This window comes from Maridesulfovibrio pacificus (SeqCode) (genome assembly GCF_048612815.1).
Lineage (GTDB): Bacteria > Desulfobacterota > Desulfovibrionia > Desulfovibrionales > Desulfovibrionaceae > Maridesulfovibrio > Maridesulfovibrio pacificus.
This window is the reverse complement of record NZ_JBLZNE010000001.1, coordinates 1,750,280-1,773,218: the sequence shown is the minus strand read 5'-3', so window position 1 is coordinate 1,773,218 and position 22,939 is coordinate 1,750,280. Positions and strand designations below refer to the sequence as shown.

The following is a 22,939-nucleotide window of genomic DNA, read 5'->3' as shown; positions in this document are numbered from 1 at the left end:
TTTATCTGTCCCTAATTCGGCATTCCGGAGGGGCTCATGGATTCTGAACTGATCAAGATCGTTGAGAAGCACCTGCTTGAAAAAGTCGGTCTGCCCTCAGAAAAGCTGGTTGATTTTTTGAAAGAAACATCAATCCATCTGAAGGTACTCATGGATGCTCTTGATGAAGGAATCGATGAAGGGCAGTTTGAAGTTGTTGTTTCGAGTGCCCATACTTTGAAAGGAAGTCTTGTAAATCTTGGGCTTGATGAATTGAGCAAGATCGCGGGGAATATTGAAACTGCCGCATATAGTACCTCCCCTTTGTATCTAAGTTGCTACTTTATGCGATTACGCAAGATGCTTATTCCTTTACTCGATTATGCAAACAAAAAATAAAAAATCCCGGGGCAACCGCTCCGGGATTTTTTAATTACGTGTTCAGAAATCTCACAGTTCTGTCTTCTGACCAGAGCTGTTTTTCCATGGGCAGGTCGGCAAAACCGACGTGTCCTCCGTACTTGGGGATTTGCAGGTACAGATACTGGCTATTTTCCGCATCTTCAACAGGGTAGCATTCCGGGGTCAGGAAAGGATCATCTTCTGCACTCAGAATAAGTGACGGGACCCTGATATTGTTCAAGACTTGTTTACATGATGATTGGCGGTAGTAGTCGTAAGCATCCGTGAAACCGTTGATGGGTGCAGTATACGCGTTGTCGAAATCAACGATGTTTTTGATGGAGGATAGTTTCTCTAGGGGGTAAAGATCCGGGAATTGTTTGTGTTTAGTCTTTATTTTCTGCTTCAATGATCGCAAAAAATAACTGCTGTAAATGAAATTGGATTTTTCACAGAGTTTTACAGCAGATGCTTCCAGATCACAGGGCACAGATATTCCGATGGCCCTTTTAACTTTAGCGGGAACTTTGTCAGGGTCTTCTCCCAGGTATTTCAGGACGTGGTTGCCGCCCATGCTGAATCCGATAAGGGCAGCGTCATCGTAAATACCATGATTAAGTCCATATTCTAGTACGGTGTGGAGATCCCGGGTGTCGCCGCTATGGTACATTCCGGGTTTCTTGTTTGGATCATTGCTGCAGCCGCGAAAAGTGTAGGTGATGCAATCCCAGCCGGCGAGCACGAGTGCGCGGGCCATGCCGAGTACATACGGTCTGCGGGAATTACCTTCAAGGCCGTGAGCGATGACAGCAAGGCGTGAGCTGCTTGCAAGGTGCCAGTCTATATCAAGAAAGTCGCCGTCAGGAGTTTCGATTCTTCTTTTTACTACAGGCGGGAGGCTGACTTTCCGGAAGAGGCGTGGAAATATTGTTTGGAGATGACCCGATTGGAGAGGAAATTTGGGTTTATAGGGAGGGGGTTGCAATAAAGGCATTTGGTAAAAATATCCATCCTTTGGCTTGCCCAATTGAAGCCGGTTGATTGTTGCTTACAGTTCAGCTGACGATATACGCTTGCAGGTCCGCTGTCAAAAGAGTTATGCGCAAAGTAATTAATATCCTTGCCAAGAGAGTTAAGGAGTTACTGTAGAAGCAGTTTCAACCCGATTAAAATAAGAACTCCTCCGCCGATCCTTTCGGCAATATGGCTGTAGCTCGAAGCTTTGGCAAATGATTTACCCAGCCAGATACCGAATGAAGTCAGCACCAGCGCGGTAATCCCGATCATGACGCAGGGGAATGCAATGGGATAGTCCATTATGGAAAAGGAAAGTCCCACGGCTAAGGCATCCAGACTGGTGGCAACTGACAGGAATATCAGGGAGAGGCCCTTGGTGGGGTCCTTGTATGTATCGCAGGAATCGTCTGTTTCGAAAGATTCCTGAATCATTTTTCCGCCCACAAATGCTAAGAGAAAAAAGGAAATCCAAGGAGCATATGTTTCGACCATTGATTTTACGGTAAGTCCGGCCAGCCAGCCTAAAAGGGGCATCAGGGCCTGAAACAGGCCGAAATGGAAAGAGAGCCTGAAATTCTGCCGTTTACTGACTTCAGGCATACACAGACCGCAAGCAACGGCAATGGTGAAGGCATCCATAGCGAGTGCCACGGAGATAATGAAAATTTCGTAAAAAGGCATGGTTGGATTGGACTCCTTAAGTGATCTAGGTGGTTCTCATACCTCTACTACGTTTGTTTGTTAAGTGGAAATGGTGATAAAAAAGGCGTAACCGTATACTCGGCTACGCCTGAACATGCCGGTGGAGGGACCTGCATGATTTTATGTAATTATCAGAATCCCGCTGCTTTTAGAAAACGCTGGGAGACAAGACCGCTGGCAATATGACGGCGTGTGTCTCCGGAAAGTTCGAGCCTGCCTTCAACGTCAATGGGGTGGCTGTCGTATGCTTCCTTGAGTACGTCTTCGAAATTATTCCTGAGTTTGAGGAAAGATGCTTCTATTTCAGGATAATCGGAGTTTTCCCGCCAAGGGAGCATTAATTTGCCGCTGGTTTCCCCGGTTTTGTGGTCCGGAGTATAGATACGGTATGCAGTACAGTCGCACCCGTTACGTTCGCATTTACCGGGAAGGCAGCTTGCAGACCATGACTCCGGTGGTTCTGGAATGGTTGATTCCAGCACCACCTGCGGCAGCCCCAATTCCTTTTCAAAATCTTCCAGACTGATTGTGTAAGTCAGTACCGGGCGGAAGTTCCCGCGTTTTTTTGTGATGTTCCATTCGATGATCATTATTTCCCCTTATAAATTTAAAACTAATAGGGATTCTTAAGGGGCTTAGCTCCTTAAGCCGCCGGAGGCGAAATCAATTTATTAAAAGCGCGAAGCGCATCATAACTAAATTACATCAATTGTTTCTCCGAAGGGCGGGGGATATCCTGCGCCGCCTGTTCTGGCCCAGAGCACCGGGTAGTCCGGCTCGCGTTCTGGGAATTGTCCACATTCCATGTCGCTCAAATAGACAAGGCAGGCCGGATCAATGTTTTTACTCTCAATAAAATTGAATACGGGGCGAAAGTCTGTCCCTCCACCTCCCTGCGGTTGCAGTTCGAGTGGCAGGTCCGCGCGGGTAAAGGTTTGTTCGCCGGTAACTTCAAGATCGCACCAGACAACCCGGATAGTGGTGTCGTATGCTTCCAGAATGGATGATAATTCTGCTGCAAACTGTTCCAGTTCCTGCGGGGCGATGCTCCCGGAAGTATCAACAGCCAGCACCACTTCAGGCAGCTGTTCCGTTGAGAGCGAGGGCAGATACAGGCCCATGTGCAGGTGACGGCGGCTGGGCGGTGTCCAAGCATAATCGTTGCGTGCTCTGGCACTGATGAAGCGTTCCAGAAGTTCCCGCCAGTCCAGCTTCGGGTAAAGCAGTTTTTCCACCAGCCGCTCAAGGCCGCCGGGAATGTCTCCGCAATCGCGGGCCTGATTGGTGGCCTGCGCCAGTGCCAGCAGCCAGTCTTTATCTGTTTCTTCGCCGGAGTCACCGTCACCGGATTCTGCCTCATCGGCATCGCGGACTTCTCCGGTGCCTCCGGGGTCAGCTGATTGATCCTGATCGATTTCGCCTTCGGAATCTTCTATTTCTTCCGAGTCCATGCCCTCTGAGGAAGATTCGCCGTCATCTCCGTTCTGGGAACGTTCTTCGTCTTCTCCGGATTCAAGGTCATTGCCTTCGCCTTGTCCGTCTTCGTATTCTACATCGATGCGTTTAGGGCCGTTTTGCTGCTTGCCTATTTCAGGGTTGCCGGACTGGTCGAAGTCTTTTGTCAATGCAGTGAAAATTTCCTCGGCGTTTTTGCCGTGGTACTTTTCATCATCCAGAAAACCCTCAGGCAACTGAAATCCTGCCTCCAACAGAATCCAATTGATGGAGTAGTCACAGGCCATATTCCAAAGCCGCACATCGCGGTTACCGCGTCTTTTGTGATGCTGGCAGGCCGGATGCATGATGGTGTGGGCCAGTACTCCCTGCAATTCTTCATTGGAAAGCTTGTCTACAAAGTGCGGATTGTAGGCAAAGGTTTTGCCATCGGTCCATGTGCCGTCGCAGGTGCGGTCTTCCTGCGGTTCCATGCGCAGGCATAGAGAACCGAAGAACGGGTGCTTTAGGAGCAGGTCGGCACGGGCCTTGAGCAGTTTACGGTCAGCATTCATTGGTAAAATCCTAGAACAGTATGTCCGAGTTGGCGGTGGCCCAGCGGTTGAAACCATCTGACTCGACAATGGACCGATCCTTTTTGACTGCGTTGCGTACCAGTAAAACAGCGAATTCCGCAGGCAGCCTTGAGGCAAAGACCATGATTGATTCGGCATGTTCCGGGGCTGCTTTGGATGCTACTGATTCGCAAAGCGCATATGCAGTAGCCGGATCTTCGGGGATGGCTACTTTGTCCGGTGATTTGAGTACGAATTCAGGGTCGGGAAGCTTGCGATAGATTTTGCAGAATCCGCTGAATTCTGCAGCAGCACCTTCGCCGACTGTTCCCTTGAAAAGTTCATACTCGACTTCCGGGCTGGGTGAGGACTTGATGATCCCGGATACAAACTCCCAAGAGCGGGGAGAAGGAAATGCTTTTTCATTGCGGGACGGATCAAAGTCATGCAGCAGGCCGGGTCTGAACTTTATAAAGGCGAGCAGTTCTTCGGCAATGTTGTTTGCAGCGGCCCAGTCAAGCCAGTCCGTGGTGCTTACTTCAAAATCGAGATGCACGAAGCGGTTTGCAAGCGCAGACGGCATGCGATGAGTTACGGCTTTATCTGATTCCCTGTTTCCTGCTGCTATCACGGTCCAGCCTTCTGGAAGAGTATACTCGCCCAGCTTGCGGTCAAGGACCAGCTGGTAGCAGGCAGCCTGCACCAGAGGAGGTGCAGCGTTAAGTTCATCAAGGAAAAGGATACCCTTGCCGTCTTTCGGCAAGAAGGAGGGCGGGCACCAGCTTGCATCGCCTTCATCGGAAATGCGGGGCAGGCCGCGCAGGTCAACCGGATCGAGCAATACTGCGCGCAGATCGGTTAGTTTGAGGTCCAACTCGTTAGCTACTTGGGCTACAACCTGACTTTTACCAACTCCTGGAGGTCCCCAGAGGAAAGTAGGCTGCTTGGTTTTTATCAATGTATGCAGTGAATTGGCTATTAATCTAGGATTCATAAAGTAAATCTCACGTCTGTTTTTTTGTTATTTTATTGGGAGATGAATGTTTTTGATATTGAAAACGATTCTCGATGTCAATGTAGAATCGCAAAAAAAAGCCGAATACGTTTGCATCCGGCTTTTTATTTTTCTTAAGGAAGGGAGATTATTCCACTACTGCTTCAGCTTGATTGCGATATTTACGATAGATTTTAAACCCCAGCAGGGTGGAAATGACAAAGAGAACCACAGCCATGACCATGCGTAGGGTGGATGATACTTCCACACCGCTGCCGAAGAGAGCGAAGACCATGTTCTGGGGGATGTATCCCACTGTGGAGCCGAATATAAAGGGCAGGGCCGGAATGCTGGTTACTCCTGCAAGAATATTTGTGACCACGTTGCTGCCTAATGGGAAAAAACGGATAGTCAGAGCCATGTTGAAGGGACTGCGGCTCAGGAAATCATCTACTTTCTGAATACGGGCACCGAACTTCCTTTTAATGAAAGAACGGCCTACCAGCCGGGAATAGACGAATGCCCCGGCGCAACCGAGTCCGGTTCCGATGGTTCCGAGCAGGGTGCCAAGGGCGAAGCCGTATGCGTATCCACCCATGAAGCAGATCACCTGTCTGGGAAAACCGACAGCCGAAAAGAATGCCGCCAATCCCACATAGGTGAGTACTCCGGTAAGGCCGCGAGATCGCACATGTTCATCCATCCAGTGAGTATCAAGTGCATCGGCAAGTCCGGCATAGCGGATCAGATAGACCGAAAGCCCCAATACGCTGAGCATGGCAAGTCCCTTGATCAGGGCTTTCATGCTTACTTTTGATTCATTGCTTACTGCACTCATTTACTTGTCGTCGCTGCGTTCTTTTACACTGTATGAAAAATGACGACCCAGCAGCCAGCGCACGCCCAGCAGGTCGTAACCACCGGCAATTGCGCGGTCGATAGTGCCGTATTTGGATTCACCTTCGAAACGGGGACGGTGGTTAACTTTCATTTCAGCAACGGAGGCGCCCTGCATTTTCATGAGTGTGGGCAGAAAACGGTGCATGCCGTTAAAACGTGGGATTGCGCGGACCATGGCTGTGTCCATGATCTTAAGAGAGCATCCGGTGTCTTGTACGGTTTCGTTGGTAAGCCTGTTGCGGATGGCGTTGGCTATTTTGGAGGCGATCCGCTTGATCCAGACATCCTTGCGTTTCTGACGCCAGCCGATGGTCATGGTGTGTCCTTCATTGTAGAGGGCATACATGGCCGGAAGATCGGCAGGATCATTCTGCAGGTCTGCATCCATGGTGGCGACACGCGGCGCACGGGCTTCATCGAATCCGGCACAGAAGGCAGCGGACTGTCCCCGGTTTTCCGCAAATGAAATATAGCGGGCTTTGGGATAGGTTGATGAAATATCTTTGAGAACGGCGAGGCTGTTGTCTTTGCTGCCGTCATCTACAAATATTACTTCATATGGAATATCTGTCGGTTCTAAGGCCGAATCAATTTCCTGCATTAGTTTTCGTAAATTATCCTGTTCGTTGTAGACAGGGATCACGAGAGATAGTTCGTAGTGGTTTGTCATATCGAGAGATGAGATAAGAAAATTTAAATAATTTGTAAATAGCTGTTGACAGGAAGTAGTCTCCTCTGTAGAACCTCTTCCTGTGACGCGGGGTGGAGCAGCTTGGTAGCTCGTCGGGCTCATAACCCGAAGGTCGTTGGTTCAAATCCGGCCCCCGCAACCACCATGCTTCATCAGAAAGGCTCAACCGAAAGGTTGGGCCTTTTTTTATTTTATATGGCTAGCCTTTCTGTTGTTTAAAAAACATAATTATCAACCGAATGACCTGAAAAATGTTTTTCCTTATCTCACCTTCTCTCCGACCTTCTTTCCGGGCATAAAAATAAACTCTTTCAAAGCCGATAATGCTTTTTCGCTAATATCAAGATTTTTAACAGGCACTTCAATCTTCACTCGTGTACCTAGATGGATGTTGCGGAGTGTTTTGCTGAATGTTGGATCGGTCATGATCAGGTCTTGCAATTGACCTGAATAGTATGCCTTTTTAAGTCCTTTCCTGATCGCATCATGCAGTAATGCATTCCCTTTTCTGACGTAAAAAAAAGATGCTAATGGATAGGTAAGAACTATATTCTCGTCGATAACAAGACCCGGATGGTCCGGTGCATATCGTTTGTATTCAAGATCAATCTCGAAGAGTCCGCGGGGGTACAGGTCAACTCTTTTACGCATAAGCATCCCCGGAATGCTGGTTGTATCTGCCGGGGTGTGAACTTTCAGTCCAGCATCACGCAGGATTTTTACATCCGACCAACCCAGACCCTGCGCAAAAATAAATTTTGAAAGATCTGCCAGACTTTTAACATTTTTCAGCCTGTCTTCTACGTCAGCACGAGTCAGCATAATTCTGTGCCCAAGTCCTAATCCCAGTTGAATAGGAATATAGATGGGTTGTAATAGTTCTTCATGTTCTGAGCGGTTGCCTAGCGCTATGACGTAATTTTTCGGAGAAGAACTTACGATCTTAACTCTTCGGGGTTGCGTTGCATCAACAACCTCAATCTCTAATTTATATGGTTGCTGCTGATTTTTTAGTGCAAGCTCAAGTAGTCTATATATGTATGTTTCCTGCGGGAGTGGGCGGTCAACAAGTAAGACGGCTTTTAAAGTGTCCTGCGCAAAAGCAGGCTGCGCACAGAATAATAACGTGAGCCAGATTAAAATCTTCTGCATGAGATTCCTCCAAGTTATCAATATGTGTTATTGAGTAGTATAAGTCAAATTGTCCAGCGTTGGCGTTAAGATGAATTGTCTCGCTAATTGATTATCGAATCGATTGCGCAACCGTTTCGATGGTGTTACAGGTTGGTTAATTTGCCCGTATGGGGATGCTTTTTACATAGGAGAGAACATGAAAAGAACAGGACTTCTTAATTCTGAATTATCATATATTATATCCAAGCTGGGACATTTTGATGCGCTGACCATATGCGATGCCGGACTGCCTGTTCCGGAAGGTGTGCTGCGTATTGATCTGGCTGTGTCCGAAGGGATTCCGTCCTTTATCGATGTGGTTAAGGCTGTACTTATGGAAATGGAGCTTGAATCTGTTGAATTGGCAGAAGAGTTCAAGGATGTAAGTCCGGCCAGACATGATGAATTGATCAGTGTTCTTGAAATGGAGTCTGCTCAGCGCGGCAAGGATATCCCGGTGGATTATGTGCGCCACGTAAATTTCAAGCTCAACACGAAAAAGAGCGTTGCCATTGTCCGGACCGGAGAGTTCACTCCTTACGCGAATATTACTTTCAAGGCCGGCGTAGTTTTCTAGGGGGAAACCATGAGTGTACTGCTCAGGTTGGAAGATATAGAAAAAAGTTTTCCGGGCGTTAAAGCTCTCGATGGCGTTAACCTGAATGTTTCAGCTGGCAATGTCATGGGTCTTGTGGGCGAAAACGGTGCAGGTAAGTCAACGCTTATGAAGGTTTTGACCGGGATTTATAAACGCGATGCGGGCTTCATTACTTACCTCGGTCAAAATTGCAATTTCAAGGGGCCTCGTGATTCCCAGCAAGCCGGAATCAGCATTATCCATCAGGAACTTAACCTGCTTCCTGAGTTGTCCATTGCTGAAAATATCTTTCTCGGCCGGGAAAAAGTCGGAGCCTTGGGCCGTATCCTTTGGAAGGATATGTATGCCAGTGCTGATAAGCTGCTTGCAAAGCTGGGAGTGAAACGGTCTTCCAAAACCAGGCTGGGTGAGTTGGGTATTGGTGAGCAGCAAATGGTGGAGATCGCCAAAGCCATTTCATTTGAGTCCAAGGTTATCATCATGGACGAACCCACTGATACCCTGACCGAGACTGAAACCGCCGCTCTGTTTAATGTAATTAACGAGCTTCGTGATTCCGGGCACGGTATTGTTTATATTTCCCACCGCTTAAAAGAAATTTTTGAAATCTGCGATGATGTTACGGTTATTCGTGACGGTCAATTTATCGGCGAAAGTCCGGTTGACGAGATTGACGAAGACCGTCTCATTGAAATGATGGTTGGACGCAGGCTTGATGAACAATTTCCGCGCGTAGAAGTTCAGCCGGGACAGGTCAGCCTTGAAGTTAAGGATCTTTCCGGTCCGAGATTAGAGAATATTTCTTTCTCCCTTCATGAGGGCGAGATACTCGGGATTTCCGGTTTGATGGGCGCAGGACGTACTGAACTCATGAAGGCGATTTACGGGGCCTATCCTGTTACAGGCGGTTCTGTCTCCATGTTTGGAGAACTTGTGAAGATCAAATCCCCACACGATGCCCTTGAAGCGGGAATCGCTTACATCAGCGAGGACCGCAAGGCGGATGGGCTGGTACTGGGCCTCTCAATTAAAGAAAATATGACTCTCGCCGCCCTGCGTGAATTCTCATCCGCAGCAGGGCACATTGATAGCAGCCGGGAAAATGAGGCTGTGGATTCCTACATAGGTACTTTCAATATCCGTACTCCTTCGCGGGAGCAGTCTGTCGGTAACCTTTCCGGCGGTAACCAGCAGAAGGTAGCCATCGCCAAAGGGCTCATGGATCGACCCAAGGTTTTTATCCTCGATGAACCGACCCGAGGAGTCGACGTGGGGGCCAAAAAAGAAATCTACCAGCTCATCAACCGCTTCAAGGAAGAGGGAATGAGCATCATTCTTGTTTCTTCTGAAATGCCCGAAATTCTGGGTATGTCCGATCGTATTCTCGTCATGCACGAGGGGCGTATCTGCGGGGAATACAAAGCGGAAGAAGCTGATCAGGAAAAACTCATGGCCTGCGCCATCGGCAGGGGCCGATAGGCAGTGAATTTATATTTAAGTACGGGACAGGAGGTCGCATGAGCGAAGCAGTTAACGGACAGATTAAAACAGTGTCCATCAAAGATAGATTGATTGAGCAGAAAACACTCATTGCTCTTGTGGTAATGATCGTCATTGTTTCTTTTCTCAATCCCCATTTTTTTACCACCGGGAATATCCTGAACATACTGCGCCAGACTGCCATCAACGCAGTTATGGCAGTGGGTATGACCCTTGTTATTCTTACTGCGGGGATTGATTTGTCCGTAGGTTCGGTACTCGCCCTTTGCGGGGCTGTAGGTGCCAGCCTGATTGCGGCCCAGATGCCGGTAATTGTAGCTGTCGGCGCGTCCCTTGGTGCCGGGGCGATTCTAGGCGGAATCAGCGGGATTATTATTGCCAAGGGCAAGGTGCAGGCATTTATTGCCACGCTGGTTTCCATGACCCTCGTGCGCGGCCTGACCCTTGTTTACACTGATGGACGGCCCATCTCCACCGGATTTACTGACGTTGCTGATTCTTTCGCCTTTATCGGTACCGGTTATCTGTTCGGCATTCCGTTCCCCATCTGGATCATGGCTTTCACCTTCGGCGCAGCGTGGTACCTACTCAATCATACCCGTCTTGGGCGGTACATTTACGCGCTGGGTGGAAATGAGGAGGCTACCCGTCTTTCCGGTATCAATGTGGATAGGATCAAGATTGCGGTTTACGCTATTGCCGGATTCCTTTCGGCTTTGTCCGGTCTGATCGTAACTTCCCGCCTTTCCTCGGCTCAGCCTACTGCCGGATATGGCTATGAGCTGGACGCTATTGCCGCTGTTGTTCTCGGCGGAACTTCTCTTATGGGTGGTAAAGGCACGATTATGGGAACCCTGCTGGGTGCACTCATTATCGGCTTTCTAAATAACGCACTGAATTTGCTTGATGTATCTTCCTATTATCAGATGATAGCCAAGGCGCTGGTCATCCTTTTAGCGGTTCTGGTGGATACCAAAAGCAAGTAATAAAAACATTAGGAGTGTAGGATGAAAAAACTTATGACCCTCGCCATGGCTCTGGTACTTACTTTGGGCCTCAGCGTTTCCGCACAGGCTAAGGAAACCCTAGCACTTGTAGTTTCCACCCTGAACAACCCCTTCTTCGTCACCCTCAAGGATGGTGCTGTTAAGAAAGCAAAAGACATGGGCTACGAACTCATCGTGCTCGATTCTCAGAATGACCCTGCAAAGGAACTGGCTAACGTTGAAGACCTTACTGTACGCGGTGTAAAGGCTATCTTAATCAACCCTACCGATTCCGATGCAGTTGTTAACGCTATCCGTCTTGCCAACCGCAGCAATATCCCTGTGCTGACCCTCGACCGTGGAGCATCCGCAGGTAAAGTTGCTTCCCACATTGCTTCCGATAACGTGGCAGGTGGTAAAATGGCCGGTGATTTCATGGCAGAAAAACTGGGTAAAGGCGCAAAAGTTATCCAGCTCGAAGGTCTGGCCGGTACTTCCGCAGCACGTGACCGTGGCGCAGGATTTGCCAAAGCAGTTAAAGCTAACGGCTTCAAGGTTCTCGCTTCACAGCCTGCTGATTTTGACCGCACCAAGGGGCTGAACGTAATGGAAAACCTGCTTGCCGCTAATGGCGATGTGCAGGGTGTTTTTGCTCAGAATGATGAAATGGCACTCGGCGCTATCCGCGCTCTTCAGGCCGCTGGTAAGAAAGTTGTAGTTGTAGGTTTTGATGGTACCGATGACGGTGTTGCAGCAGTTAAGCGCGGCGACATGGCCGGAACCATTGCTCAGCAGCCTGCACTGATCGGTCTTCTCGGTGTTAAAACTGCCGATAAGGTTCTCAAGGGCGAAAAGGTTGATGCTTACATTCCCGTCCCCTTGATGGTTGTAAAATAATTATTGATGCCTCCGGCGGCAGGGGAAGGAAAACTTTTGCAAAAGTTTTCCTTCCCCTGACCCCATCCTTTCAAAACCTTTCAGTAAGCTTCGCTTCTAGCTTGTTAAGACTACTTCCAGATATTTTAAAAAGGGATCAGAGATGGCTTACCCTAGATTAATCGTTCTCGGTAGTGTAAATGCCGATCATGTTTTGCAGGTTGATAATTTTCCCCGTCCCGGCGAGACCGTTACCGGGCACGGTTATCAGATCATACCCGGCGGTAAGGGAGCCAATCAGGCTGTGGCTGCGGCCCGTCTTGGCGCAGAAATCGGTTTTATTGCCTGCGTAGGTGATGATGATTTCGGGCGGCGTATGATCAATGAATTTCAGCAGGACGGAATTGAAACATCTGCGGTTATGACTGTGGAAGGTCTGCCTACCGGAATCGCTTTGATCCAGATTGCTGCCGGCGGTGAAAATGCCATTTCCATTTCTGCTGAAGCCAATGCGGCGCTTACTCCTGAAGCTTTGCAGCCTCATCTTGGTTTAATCCGTGAAGCTGAAACCCTGCTCATGCAGCTTGAAAGTCCACTGGAAACAATTGAGCTTGCTGCAAAAGAAGCCCGTGCTGCCGGGACAAAAGTAATTCTGAATCCAGCACCCGCCCGTGCCTTGCCCGATTCTCTGCTGGCGAATCTTGATATGATTACTCCCAACGAAACCGAAGCGGAGCTGCTTACCGGAGTTAAGGTGAAGAGTGAGGAAGATGCAGCAATGGCCGCCTGCGTTCTGCACGGAAAAGGCGTTGAAACGGTATTGATCACCCTTGGTGAGAAGGGGGCATTTTTGAGCCGTGCCGAAGGGAAGAAGTTGATCGGCGGTTATACTGTCAAAGCTGTGGATACCACTGCTGCCGGGGATACTTTTAACGGCGCGCTGGTTGCTTCCATGCAGAAGGGCGCAAGTCTCGAACGGGCTATCGGTTTCGCTCACGGTGCGGCAGCGATTTCTGTAACCCGTCTTGGCGCTCAGACTTCCATTCCCAGCCTTGAAGAAGTGAATAAATTTATAAAGGATAATTCATAAAATTTTATGGCGACCATCAAAGACGTAGCAAAATTGGCGGGTGTTTCCACCTCTACTGTATCGCATGTTCTAAACCGGACCCGATTCGTCAGTGACGAGAAGCGGGAGCTGGTGGAGAGGGCTGTGGAGGAGTTGAATTATCGTCCGTCTTCCATTGCGCGCAGCCTGAAAGTTCAGCAGACCCGCACTTTGGGCATGTTAGTTACTGCCAGCCGCAACCCGTTCTTTGCCGAGGTGGTGCATGGGGTTGAGCGCCGATGCTACGAGCGTGGATATACTCTTTTTCTGTGTAATACCGAGGGTGATATCAACCGCATGGAAGCCAACCTTGATGCGCTTGAGGAGAAGCGTGTAGACGGCTTGCTGCTCCTTTGCAGTGAAGTTAATGATGAGATCATCAATCTGATTGAAGCTGACCGCAGTGTTCCCATTGTTGTTTTTGACTGGGGGCCGGAGTCGGATAATGTGGACAGAATTTATGACAATTCCCTTAGCGGAGCACGTCTGGCCACTAAATATTTAATCGCCAAGGGGCATACTGATATCGGTTGCATCGCCGGACCGCAGGACCGCCGCTCTGCCAAGGAACGTCTGGAAGGTTATCGACAAGCTATGGTCGAGACGGGGCTTGCCGTGCGTGAAGAGTGGATCGTGGTAGGTGATTATGGCTGTGAGGGCGGAGTTGAAGCAATGCGCTATCTTACCGGACTTGATAAATTGCCCAGTGCCGTATTTGTCTGTAACGATATGATGGCTATCGGTGTGCTGAGTGAGGCGGCAAGGCTCGGAATCAGGGTGCCGCAGGACCTGTCTGTCATAGGTTATGACAATGTTTATATTTCCCGGTTTACAGCTCCGGCATTGACCACCATTCACCAGCCGAAGAAGGAAATAGCAGCCCGGGCAGTGGATACCCTTATCGATAGGTTGTCCAGTAAGCGAACCAAAGGTTTGCAGATAAAGGTTGAACCTACTCTTGTTGAGCGGGAGTCGGTGAGCAATCTGAGTAAGTAATTTTTAGAATCCGTACCATGTAAAAAAAATCCTCCAGTGAAAATGTTTTGCTGGAGGATTTTTGGTTTTATTATGTGCTCATTTGATAGAGTCTGCATATAATCCCGTGAATTTTGTTTAAATTGAAACTGTCTCATGAATGAAAAAGCGATGACGGTCATTTATAACGGAAAATATTAAGGAAAATGTTTTCGAAAATGAAAATTTTACTCCGTAAATAAAAATGATTTAAATGTAAGCGAAAAAAAAGGCGTTCATTTGTCGACAACGTTTCTCAATTGATTTAATGTTGCCATCACGTAAGGAACCTAGAACCAGAGGTGATTTTAACTATGAAAAAATTGATCAATGATGTGGAAAATGTGGTTAAGGAACAGCTTGAGGGTATGGCCCTCGCTCATCCTGAACTGAAAGTAAACTACGATCCCTACTACGTAGTCCGCGAAGATGCTCCTGTTAAAGGAAAAGTAGCTATTGTTTCCGGCGGTGGTTCCGGTCATGAGCCTATGCACGGCGGTTTTGTCGGTAAAGGTATGCTTGATGGCGCCTGCCCCGGTGAAGTTTTTACTTCTCCCACCCCTGACCAGATGTACGAATGCGCCAAGGCCGTAGACAGCGGTGCCGGCGTTCTTTTTATGGTAAAGAACTACACTGGTGACGTGATGAACTTTGAAGCCGCTGCTGAACTCGTTGCAGCAGAAGGCGTAAAGGTTCAGAATATTTTGATTGATGATGACGTAGCCGTTAAGGACAGTCTCTACACTGCAGGTAGACGCGGCGTTGGTACTACTGTTCTGGCTGAAAAAATTGTTGGCGCGGCTGCTGAAGCAGGGTACGACCTCGAAAAATGCTCCGATCTCTGCCGCAAGGTAAACCAGTATGGCCGTTCTTTCGGCGTGGCCCTGACTTCCTGCACCGTTCCCGCGGCAGGCAAACCCACTTTCGAACTCGGTGAAGACGAAGTTGAAATGGGTATCGGTATCCACGGTGAGCCCGGTATTGAGCGTATGCCCCTTAAGTCTGTTGATGAAATGACCCAGTATGCAGCTGAGCAGATCATCGATGACCCCGCATACTCCCGCACTGTCCGCGAATGGAACGGCAGCGAATGGGAAGACAAAAAGCTGACCGATGAGCCGTTTGCCAAGGGCGACAACGTTATCGCATTTGTTAACAGCATGGGCGGAACCCCGGTTTCCGAGCTCTACGCTGTGTACAGAAAGCTTGATGAAGTCTGCAAAGCCAAGGGCATCAACATTGTCCGTAATCTGGTCGGACCTTACATCACTTCTCTGGAAATGCAGGGTTTCTCTATCACTCTGCTTAAGGTTGATGATGAAATGCTTAAGTTCTGGGATGCTCCGGCACAGACTCCCGGTTTTGTACGCTAGGCTTAACTTTGCTTTATTATTAGTTTAAAATGCGCAGGCGTGGGAGAGTTCTTCCACGTCTGCGTTACCGTTTTAGAAATAAGACCTCTTTTTCAAAGAGTATTTCCGGGCTGACGCTGTTATCGTATATGCCCACCGTAATTTTAAACCTGACCCAGTTTTTAATGGCGTCATCTTTTGGAGGATAGAAAATGTCCATGAACAAGGCTCAACTTATTGCATGGCTCGGAAAGCTTAACGAAGTTTATGCCGACAAAAAGGAATACCTCACTGAACTCGATGCCGCTATCGGTGATGCTGACCACGGAATCAACATGACCCGCGGTTTCGGTAAGGTCATGGAAAAGCTGCCCACCGTAGAATCAAAAGATATCGGTACCATCCTCAAGACAGTTGGTATGACTCTCATGTCCAGCGTCGGCGGTGCCAGTGGTCCCCTGTATGGTACTTTCTGGATGAAGGGCGGCATGATCATGGGCGGTAAGGAAGAACTCAGTCCCGAAGATTTCGCTAAAGTAATCGAAGCTGGTGTTGAAGGTATTCTCCAGCGTGGTCGTCCTGATCTTGGTGACAAAACCATGTATGACCTTTGGGCACCTGTGCTCGAAGTGGTTAAAGAGAAGGCCGGAAACGGTGATGATGTTCTCGCCATAGTTGAAGCTGCACTGCCCGTAGGTGAAAAGGCCCTTGCCGACACCATCCCCTTGCAGGCTAAAAAAGGACGCGCCAGCTATCTCGGCGAACGTTCCATCGGTCATCAGGACCCCGGTGCAACTTCTTCTTATTACATGCTGGAAACTTTAAAAGAAGTTCTTTCTTAAGTGATATGCCTCCGGCGGCCCTGCCGGGGGCCTCAAACCCTTTTCCAAAAGGGTTTAAGAATCCCAAAACGTATTATTTTTTTGTCTACTGATATATCGCAAAATTTTGCGTAAAAGTGGCGAAGCCCTATTAAAAGTTTTTGAAGAGTCCAGAGAAACTTTTTTCAAAAAGTTTCTCTGGCCCTCGGAGAGCCGCCGGAGGCATTTAAATATGGTAGGATTAGTAATTGTTTCCCATAGCCAGATGTTGGCTCAGGGTGTTTTGGAGCTGGCTGAGCAGATGACTCGCGGCTCTGTGGTCATGGAAGCCGCAGGCGGCATCGATGATCCGGACAACCCCATCGGTACCGACCCTATGAAGGTTATGATGGCCATTGAATCCGTTGCCGCACAATCCGAAGACGGTGTGCTGGTCATAATGGACCTTGGCAGCGCACTCATGAGTGCTGAAACTGCGCTCGATTTTCTGCCCGATGAGGTCAAGGAAAAGGTTCTGCTTTGCTCGGCTCCTATTGTTGAAGGAACTATGGCTGCAGCAGTGCAGGCTTCAGTGGGCGCTTCTCTTAAAGAAGTCAGTGCCGAAGCTGGCGCAGCTTTGAATGTAAAGATTGAGCAGCTGGCCCCGATTACCGGAGAGTCTGTTCAGACTGCCGGTCCCGTTCAGGAAGACATTTTGGAAGGCGAAGAGGTCAGTTGCGACCTGTTGGTCATCAATAAGATGGGATTGCATGCCCGTCCGGCAGCAAATCTTGTTGCAGTGGCCGGTAAATTTCAATCTGCCATCCAGATCCGCAAGGGTGATAAGACAGCCTCCGGTAAGAGCATCAATCAGGTTGCTTTGCTGGCAGTCAAGAATGGCGAAACCATCACTGTCACTGCGACCGGACCTGACGCGCGACAGGCCATTGAAGGCTTGAAGACTTTGCATGCCGATAATTTCGGTGAGCGTGATGAAGACGTAGCTGAAGTGGTCATGGAAACCGAACCGTGCAAGGCCGGCGGAGAAGGATTTGTCTCCGGTGCTCCGGCATCCACAGGTTATGCTGTCGGTCCGGTCTATGCGCATCTGGCAACCTTGCCGGAAGTGGAGCGGGTTGAAGCTTCCGATACTGATGCCGAAGCTAAGCGGCTAGATCAGGCAATCGCAACGGCTCTTGCAGATATTCAGGCTTTGCAGCGTGAAACTGAAAAGACCGCAGGCAAGGCCAATGCCGCAATTTTTGAAGTGCACGGTTTGATCCTTGGCGACAAGGATATGCGTGACAACGCTGCTGATCTGATTTTCGCTGAAAAGGTCAATGCCGAGTTCGCATGGTTTCAGGTCATGGACAAGATGGCTGCTGATTACCGGGGACTTGATGACGCATACATGCAGGCCCGTGCCGCAGACGTTATGGATTGCGGCGGGCGCGTACTGCGTGTGCTTACCGGAGAAGGTGAGCAGGCCATAAGGCTTGAACGCGAATCTATCATAGTGGCTCATGATCTTACACCATCTGATGTTGCCGGAATGGACCCTGAAAAAGTGCTCGGGATTGTTACCGAGATAGGTGGGGCAACCTCCCATGCTGCAATTCTGTCCCGTTCCATGGGTATCCCGGCGGTTATCGGCACAGGGGAATGCTTTCAGCAGGTTTCCGATGGCAAGATGATTGCGTTGGACGGTTTTCGAGGTATGGTTTGGACTGCTCCGGATCAGGCCAAGCTGGATGAAATATCCGCCAAGCGTGACCAGTGGCTGGCTGATCGTGAAGAAGCCAAGGCTAAAGGTGCTGCCCCGGCCAGGACAGTGGACGGCACTGAAATTATGGTCATGGGTAATATAGGTACTCCTGCCGATGCGCCTCGTGTGCTGGAATACGGCGCAGAGGGTGTAGGGCTTTTCCGTACCGAATTCCTTTTTCAGGATCGTGACCAGGAACCGGATGAGCAGGAGCAGTTCGAAGCATACGTGGAAGCTGCCAAGGCTATGAACGGTGATCCGGTGATCATCCGCACTCTTGATATCGGCGGAGATAAGCCTGTTAAATATCTTGAGACTCCGGTTGAAGATAACCCGTTTCTCGGTGAGCGCGGAGTACGTTTCTGCATGGCCCGTCCCGAGCTTTTCCGCACCCAGTTGCGCGCTTTACTGCGTGCTGCCAGCGAGGAAAATATCTGGATTATGTTCCCCATGATTTCCGGGGTGGAAGAGCTTGAAGGTGTTCTCGCATTTCAGGCCGAGGTCCGCGAAGGGCTTCTTTCTGAAGGCTTAAGGATTGCTAATAAGATCAAGACCGGAATCATGATTGAAGTTCCGTCCGCTGTTGCAGAAGCTGAAAAGCTTGGTGCAATCTGCGATTTCTTCAGTATCGGAACCAATGATCTTACCCAGTACGTCATGGCTGCGGATCGCGGTAACAAGTCTGTTGCAAAGATTTGTGATAGCCTTAATCCAGCTGTCCTGCGCATGGTCAAAATGACCTGCGATGCTGCTAAGGCCAAAGGAATTGAAGTAGGCATGTGCGGTGAGCTGGCAGGGAACCCTAAGGCCTCTGCATTGCTGCTTGGACTCGGTCTTGATGAGCTGAGCATGAGCGGGCCTTCCATACCTGAAGTGAAGGAAGCCATTCGCGCTGTATCAATGGATGATTGCCGTGCTTTGGCTGAAAAGGCTTTAGCTGCCAAATCCGGCGATGAGGTTCGTGGCTTGTTGAAATAGTGTTTTATTGCATTCGATAATTTTAAAGGCCCGTTCTTTTGGACGGGTCTTTTTTTGTTCTGTAGATTTTTGATTAATCTGTATCTTTTAACCTTTACATATTTCAGCTAAATAGCAGTTCTATTCTTGGTTTCTTATTTTCAAGTAATTTTCCTCATGCTGGAGGTTTGTATATGAGCGGTTTTATGCGCGGCGTTAAAGCTAATGTCCCGCTTTTGCCCAGTGTCGTTGCCTATGCAGGGGTGTTGGGTGTTTTGGCTGCACAAAAGTCCATAAGCTGGATCGATATGATGGCTTTGAACGTGTTCATGTTTGCGGGATCAGCGCAATTTGTGTTGGTGGATATGTGGAATGCTCCGCTTCCGGTGCTTGAGATGGCACTTGCGGTGGTTATTGTGAACCTGCGTTATGTTCTTATCGGTGCTTCTCTTAAAGATCTGTTTGCCGGACAGGGGGTGCTGAAACGTTTGGGGATAATGCATTTTGTGGCTGATGAGAACTGGGCCATGACCATGGTTGCGGCCCGCAAAGGTGAAGGTGATGTCTTCCATCTGCTTGGCGGCGGCTTGCTGCTCATGCTCTTTTGGAGTGCCGGGACTATGGGGGGAATGTACTTCGGTGGATTGATACCTGATCCTAAAATACTGGCCCTTGATTTTGCCTTTACCGCAGTTTTTACCGCGCTGGCAGTCTCCCTTTGGCAGGGCAGACAGGACGTGTTGCCATGGCTGGTAGCCATCAGTGCATCGGTGCTTACCGAGTATTTCATCCCTGGCAAGTGGTATATTTTAGTAGGCGGAATTCTTGGCGCAATTTGTGCGGCGTTTGTTCCCGAAGTTGAAGCGGAAGCAGAAGTGGAGGATGCGTCATAATGAATCTTTACAGTCCTGAAAATGCGGTTCTGGTTATCGCCCTTGCTGCGCTCGCAACTTACTTTATGCGCGTAGGCGGTCTGTTGCTGGCTGGATATCTCCCCACTGGCGGACGTTTCGGCAGAGCATTGAAAGCTCTACCCGGTACCATTCTTATCTCCCTAGCCGCCCCCGGTTTTTTTAATGAAGGTTTAATAGGGCTTGCGGGCGGCCTGATCACCGTGGCGATCACTTTCAAAACCAAAAATGTTTTTCTAGCCATGCTCGCAGGAATGCTGGTGGTGGCACTGGGCAGGCAGTTTATTCTCCCATAGTCAGCTTTTGTTAGACGTAATCAATTTACCCGTGTTATCATTAGTGGAGTGATAATTGTAAGCACACTGGGGTGAGACGCATACCCTGTGGCAAAATCGAGGGGCAAATTGTTATGAAAATTAAATTTAAAATGTTGATTATGGTTGGGGTTCCTGTTGCGGCCTTACTCCTTCTTTCGGCGCTAGGTCTTTTTAGTCTTGAAGTAATTAAAACAAATGTCGGTCTTGTAAATACTCTACATCTGGACCGCGCTACAATGATTGATGCTGACCGTGATGCCTATCAGGCTCAATTGGCAATGATTGATGCAGAGCGAGCGAAAGACGCGGCAGCTCTGAGTCAGGCCGAAAAATCAAATGAAGAGAATCAACAACAGACTTGGGATAGAATAAATGGTCCTTCAGAAAATTTTGCCCCTGACATGGCAAATGATTTTGCTGATTTTAAAAAGAGATATGCTCTTTGGAAGGACGGCAACAGTGCGGCTTTGAAAATAACCGCCAATACATTGGAGATTAATAGCAAAAGGGCAGAAGCTAAAAAAAGTGCTATGAATTCATTTGGCGGCATGCGCGATGTAATTGATAAGCTTGGAGAGATGGCTAATGACCGGGCTTTGCAAATTGGTCCGCAGGCTCTTTCCAGTATTCTAAATGCGGATAGAGACGCTTATCAGGCCTATGTGGCCGTGCTGATCATTGATCGGGCGCAAAATGTAGGCGAGCTTAAAGCGCAGGTTGAAAGCTATAAAGAAAATGCGGCACAGACTTTTGATCGTGTTGTTAAGGGTGCGGATTTATTGGGGTATGAGGCAGATGAATTAAAACAAAAGTTTATTAAGCTTTATAAGCTTTGGAACACTCAGGGAGAACTTTACATAGCTCTTACAACTGAGGCTTTTGCTGATAATATTAAAAAGAATGAACTCTTGGTAAAGAGCAGCAAGGACTTCGGGGCAATGCGCGATAGCATTGATAAACTTGGTGAGGGTGAAGCTAAGCAAGTTAAGGCATATATTGCAAAAATGGAAGACATAATCTCTTCCTCCATTGCTATCTATATTGTTGTTTCTTTAATATCCATTATCGCGGCCTTAGCGCTTGCACGTGTTCTTTCTACACGGATAGCTACTGCCGTTCAGGAGAGTGCTGAAGCAGCAACCAAGATAACCGAAGGTAATTTTGATATTGCTTTGCAGGCAAAGGGTAATGATGAAGTTACGTTGCTGCAAAAAGCTCTTAATTCAATGGCTTCAACTTTACGCGATAATATAACTGAAATTACGGCTAAAACAAAAGATGCGGAAGAAAAGGCTGCTCAGGCTGAGAAGGCTACAGCAAGAGCAGAAGAGGCCATGCGTCAGGCTGAACGAGCAAAGCAAGAGGGAATGAGCCATGCCGCAAGCGAGCTTGAAGGGATAGTTGGACAGGTTGCCTCGTCTTCAACTCAGCTTGCCGCTCAAATTGATAATTCAAAAAGCGGTGCAGAAACTCAAAGAGTCCGTTCTTCGGAAACAGCAACAGCAATGGAAGAAATGAACGCTTCGGTTCTGGAAGTGGCCAGTAATGCTGGATTGGCTGCTGAAATGGCTGAAAAAGCTCATCAGGAAGGGGCGAAGAGCGGTAGAGTTGTTAATGAGGTGGTCAATTCCACTAAGAAGTTGAACCAAGAAACCATCATGCTCCGGGAGGAACTCGATAATCTTGGTCAGCAGGCAGATTCTATCGGACACATTATGAGTGTAATTACCGATATTGCCGACCAGACTAATTTATTGGCCCTTAATGCCGCAATTGAAGCTGCAAGAGCAGGTGAGGCAGGGCGTGGCTTTGCCGTTGTTGCCGATGAAGTTCGTAAGCTTGCAGAGAAAACAGTTTCTGCCACCAATGAAGTTGGTGAAGCTATTAATGCTATTCAGAATGGCACAGCCAGTTCCATCAGCAGAATGGAAGAAACATCGAAAGTCGTGGAAAGCAGCACAGAATTGGCTGGACAGGCAGGTGAGGCCATTGATGGTATTGTTGAAATGATCAATTCTACTAACGAAATGGTTCAAGCCATTGCTACCGCATCTGAAGAGCAGTCTGCCGCTTCTGAGCAGATCAACCGTAGTGTTGCTGAAGTAGATGAAATTGCAGTTGAAAATGTTACCTTCATGGATCAGGCATCTGAAGCCATGCGCTCTCTCTCGGAAATGACAGAGAGTTTGAACAGGGTTATCAGTGAACTTAAATCTAAATAATTGAAAGGGCCATGAGTGATTTTTTTAAACACTCATGGCCTTTTCAGCCAGATTCCATGCGATAAACCACATGGTCAGGCATACAGCACTGTCCAGCACCCGCCATGTTACAGGCTTCTTGAAAAGCGGTGCGAGGGCACGTCCGCCGAATCCAAGGGTATAGAACCATACAAAAGATGCAGTCATGGCACCGAATCCGAACATGTAACGATCCAGACCGTCATATTGTCCGCTGATTGAGCCGAGCATGACTACCGTATCCAGATAGACATGCGGGTTAAGCAGGGTGATGGAGAGGGTCAGCAGGATTATTGATTTCAATCCTGTCTTGGCAACTTCCCCGGTTTCCAGCTGGGCTCCTTTGATGGCAGAACGTAAAGATCCGAATCCGTACCATGCCAGAAACGCGGCACCGCCCCATGCAGCTGGTTTTAGAAGCATCGGGTTTGAAGCGATTAACTCACCTGTTCCCAATATCCCCAGCGTAATCAGCAGCGCGTCACAGATAGCGCAGACAAGGCATACTGTCATGTGATGGTTTTTTCTGATGCTCTGGGTAAGCACAAAAGCATTTTGCGCACCGATGGCGATGATTAATCCTGCCCCTGTCCCGAAACCCTGCATATATGGAATAAGTGATGACATTGTTTGCTCCGTTTGTTTTTT

Annotated in this window: 22 protein-coding genes and 1 tRNA gene; 14 read left to right on the top strand and 9 right to left on the bottom strand. The window is 48.6% G+C overall.

Annotated features, from left to right (window positions below; translation table 11 throughout):
• Positions 1 to 36 precede the first annotated feature (36 nt).
• A complete protein-coding gene (locus tag ACNI23_RS08335; protein WP_420247876.1) occupies positions 37 to 378 on the top strand; it encodes an Hpt domain-containing protein in 342 nt (113 codons plus the stop codon).
• Between the two features lie 34 nt (positions 379 to 412).
• On the opposite strand, the gene ACNI23_RS08330 is transcribed toward ACNI23_RS08335, so the two are convergent.
• The 7 genes from ACNI23_RS08330 to ACNI23_RS08300 all read right to left on the bottom strand — a co-directional run bounded on the left by ACNI23_RS08330 (position 413) and on the right by ACNI23_RS08300 (position 6,673).
• A complete protein-coding gene (locus tag ACNI23_RS08330; RefSeq protein WP_420247875.1) occupies positions 413 to 1,375 on the bottom strand; it encodes a YheT family hydrolase in 963 nt (320 codons plus the stop codon).
• Positions 1,376 to 1,521: 146 nt separating this feature from the next.
• Positions 1,522 to 2,079, bottom strand: coding sequence for a manganese efflux pump MntP (locus ACNI23_RS08325; protein ID WP_420247873.1), 558 nt, complete (start codon positions 2,077 to 2,079; stop codon positions 1,522 to 1,524).
• 152 nt (positions 2,080 to 2,231) lie between these two features.
• The gene (locus ACNI23_RS08320; protein ID WP_420247871.1) at positions 2,232 to 2,690 is read right to left on the bottom strand and encodes a hypothetical protein; all 459 of its coding nucleotides are present in this window, start codon (positions 2,688 to 2,690) and stop codon (positions 2,232 to 2,234) included.
• Between the two features lie 105 nt (positions 2,691 to 2,795).
• On the bottom strand, positions 2,796 to 4,109 hold the full coding sequence (locus tag ACNI23_RS08315) for a vWA domain-containing protein (protein ID WP_420247869.1): 1,314 nt from the start codon (positions 4,107 to 4,109) through the stop codon (positions 2,796 to 2,798).
• 10 nt (positions 4,110 to 4,119) lie between these two features.
• The gene (locus tag ACNI23_RS08310; protein ID WP_420247867.1) at positions 4,120 to 5,103 is read right to left on the bottom strand and encodes an AAA family ATPase; all 984 of its coding nucleotides are present in this window, start codon (positions 5,101 to 5,103) and stop codon (positions 4,120 to 4,122) included.
• 148 nt (positions 5,104 to 5,251) lie between these two features.
• Entirely contained in the window at positions 5,252 to 5,941 is a 690-nt protein-coding gene (locus ACNI23_RS08305; RefSeq protein ID WP_420247866.1) for a TVP38/TMEM64 family protein, read from the bottom strand.
• The gene (locus ACNI23_RS08300) at positions 5,942 to 6,673 is read right to left on the bottom strand and encodes a glycosyltransferase family 2 protein (RefSeq protein WP_015852427.1); all 732 of its coding nucleotides are present in this window, start codon (positions 6,671 to 6,673) and stop codon (positions 5,942 to 5,944) included.
• 86 nt (positions 6,674 to 6,759) lie between these two features.
• Between ACNI23_RS08300 and ACNI23_RS08295 the strand changes: the two genes are divergently transcribed.
• Positions 6,760 to 6,836, top strand: a tRNA-Met gene (locus tag ACNI23_RS08295).
• Positions 6,837 to 6,955: 119 nt separating this feature from the next.
• Here the strand turns inward: ACNI23_RS08295 and ACNI23_RS08290 are convergent.
• Entirely contained in the window at positions 6,956 to 7,846 is an 891-nt protein-coding gene (locus ACNI23_RS08290) for a hypothetical protein (RefSeq protein WP_420247864.1), read from the bottom strand.
• Positions 7,847 to 8,024: 178 nt separating this feature from the next.
• Here ACNI23_RS08290 and rbsD point away from each other — a divergent pair, with 178 nt between their 5' ends.
• The 12 genes from rbsD (at position 8,025) to ACNI23_RS08230 (ending at position 22,273) form a co-directional block, all read left to right on the top strand.
• Positions 8,025 to 8,444 (top strand): D-ribose pyranase, encoded by a 420-nt coding sequence (rbsD, locus tag ACNI23_RS08285; protein ID WP_420247862.1) that lies wholly within the window; start codon positions 8,025 to 8,027, stop codon positions 8,442 to 8,444.
• Positions 8,445 to 8,453: 9 nt separating this feature from the next.
• A complete protein-coding gene (rbsA, locus tag ACNI23_RS08280) occupies positions 8,454 to 9,944 on the top strand; it encodes a ribose ABC transporter ATP-binding protein RbsA (protein ID WP_420247860.1) in 1,491 nt (496 codons plus the stop codon).
• Positions 9,945 to 9,982: 38 nt separating this feature from the next.
• Entirely contained in the window at positions 9,983 to 10,951 is a 969-nt protein-coding gene (gene rbsC / locus ACNI23_RS08275) for a ribose ABC transporter permease (protein WP_420247859.1), read from the top strand.
• A gap of 21 nt (positions 10,952 to 10,972) precedes the next feature.
• Positions 10,973 to 11,848: a ribose ABC transporter substrate-binding protein RbsB gene (gene rbsB / locus ACNI23_RS08270; RefSeq protein ID WP_015852422.1), complete on the top strand. Its 876-nt coding sequence runs from the start codon at positions 10,973 to 10,975 to the stop codon at positions 11,846 to 11,848.
• Positions 11,849 to 11,990: 142 nt separating this feature from the next.
• A complete protein-coding gene (gene rbsK, locus ACNI23_RS08265) occupies positions 11,991 to 12,917 on the top strand; it encodes a ribokinase (RefSeq protein WP_420247858.1) in 927 nt (308 codons plus the stop codon).
• Positions 12,918 to 12,923: 6 nt separating this feature from the next.
• Entirely contained in the window at positions 12,924 to 13,931 is a 1,008-nt protein-coding gene (locus tag ACNI23_RS08260; RefSeq protein ID WP_420247856.1) for a substrate-binding domain-containing protein, read from the top strand.
• 332 nt (positions 13,932 to 14,263) lie between these two features.
• A complete protein-coding gene (dhaK, locus tag ACNI23_RS08255; RefSeq protein WP_420247854.1) occupies positions 14,264 to 15,322 on the top strand; it encodes a dihydroxyacetone kinase subunit DhaK in 1,059 nt (352 codons plus the stop codon).
• A gap of 191 nt (positions 15,323 to 15,513) precedes the next feature.
• The gene (dhaL, locus tag ACNI23_RS08250) at positions 15,514 to 16,143 is read left to right on the top strand and encodes a dihydroxyacetone kinase subunit DhaL (RefSeq protein ID WP_420247852.1); all 630 of its coding nucleotides are present in this window, start codon (positions 15,514 to 15,516) and stop codon (positions 16,141 to 16,143) included.
• Positions 16,144 to 16,354: 211 nt separating this feature from the next.
• Positions 16,355 to 18,844 (top strand): phosphoenolpyruvate--protein phosphotransferase, encoded by a 2,490-nt coding sequence (gene ptsP, locus ACNI23_RS08245; RefSeq protein ID WP_420247850.1) that lies wholly within the window; start codon positions 16,355 to 16,357, stop codon positions 18,842 to 18,844.
• 173 nt (positions 18,845 to 19,017) lie between these two features.
• Entirely contained in the window at positions 19,018 to 19,716 is a 699-nt protein-coding gene (locus ACNI23_RS08240) for an AzlC family ABC transporter permease (protein WP_420247848.1), read from the top strand.
• Positions 19,716 to 20,030, top strand: a complete 315-nt coding sequence (locus ACNI23_RS08235; RefSeq protein ID WP_420247846.1) for an AzlD family protein — start codon at positions 19,716 to 19,718, stop codon at positions 20,028 to 20,030. Before ACNI23_RS08240 ends, ACNI23_RS08235 begins: the two co-directional genes overlap by 1 nt.
• A 113-nt stretch (positions 20,031 to 20,143) precedes the next feature.
• Positions 20,144 to 22,273, top strand: coding sequence for a methyl-accepting chemotaxis protein (locus ACNI23_RS08230; protein WP_420247844.1), 2,130 nt, complete (start codon positions 20,144 to 20,146; stop codon positions 22,271 to 22,273).
• Positions 22,274 to 22,297: 24 nt separating this feature from the next.
• Here the strand turns inward: ACNI23_RS08230 and ACNI23_RS08225 are convergent, their stop codons facing one another.
• Positions 22,298 to 22,918: a LysE/ArgO family amino acid transporter gene (locus ACNI23_RS08225; RefSeq protein WP_420247843.1), complete on the bottom strand. Its 621-nt coding sequence runs from the start codon at positions 22,916 to 22,918 to the stop codon at positions 22,298 to 22,300.
• Positions 22,919 to 22,939 lie beyond the last annotated feature (21 nt).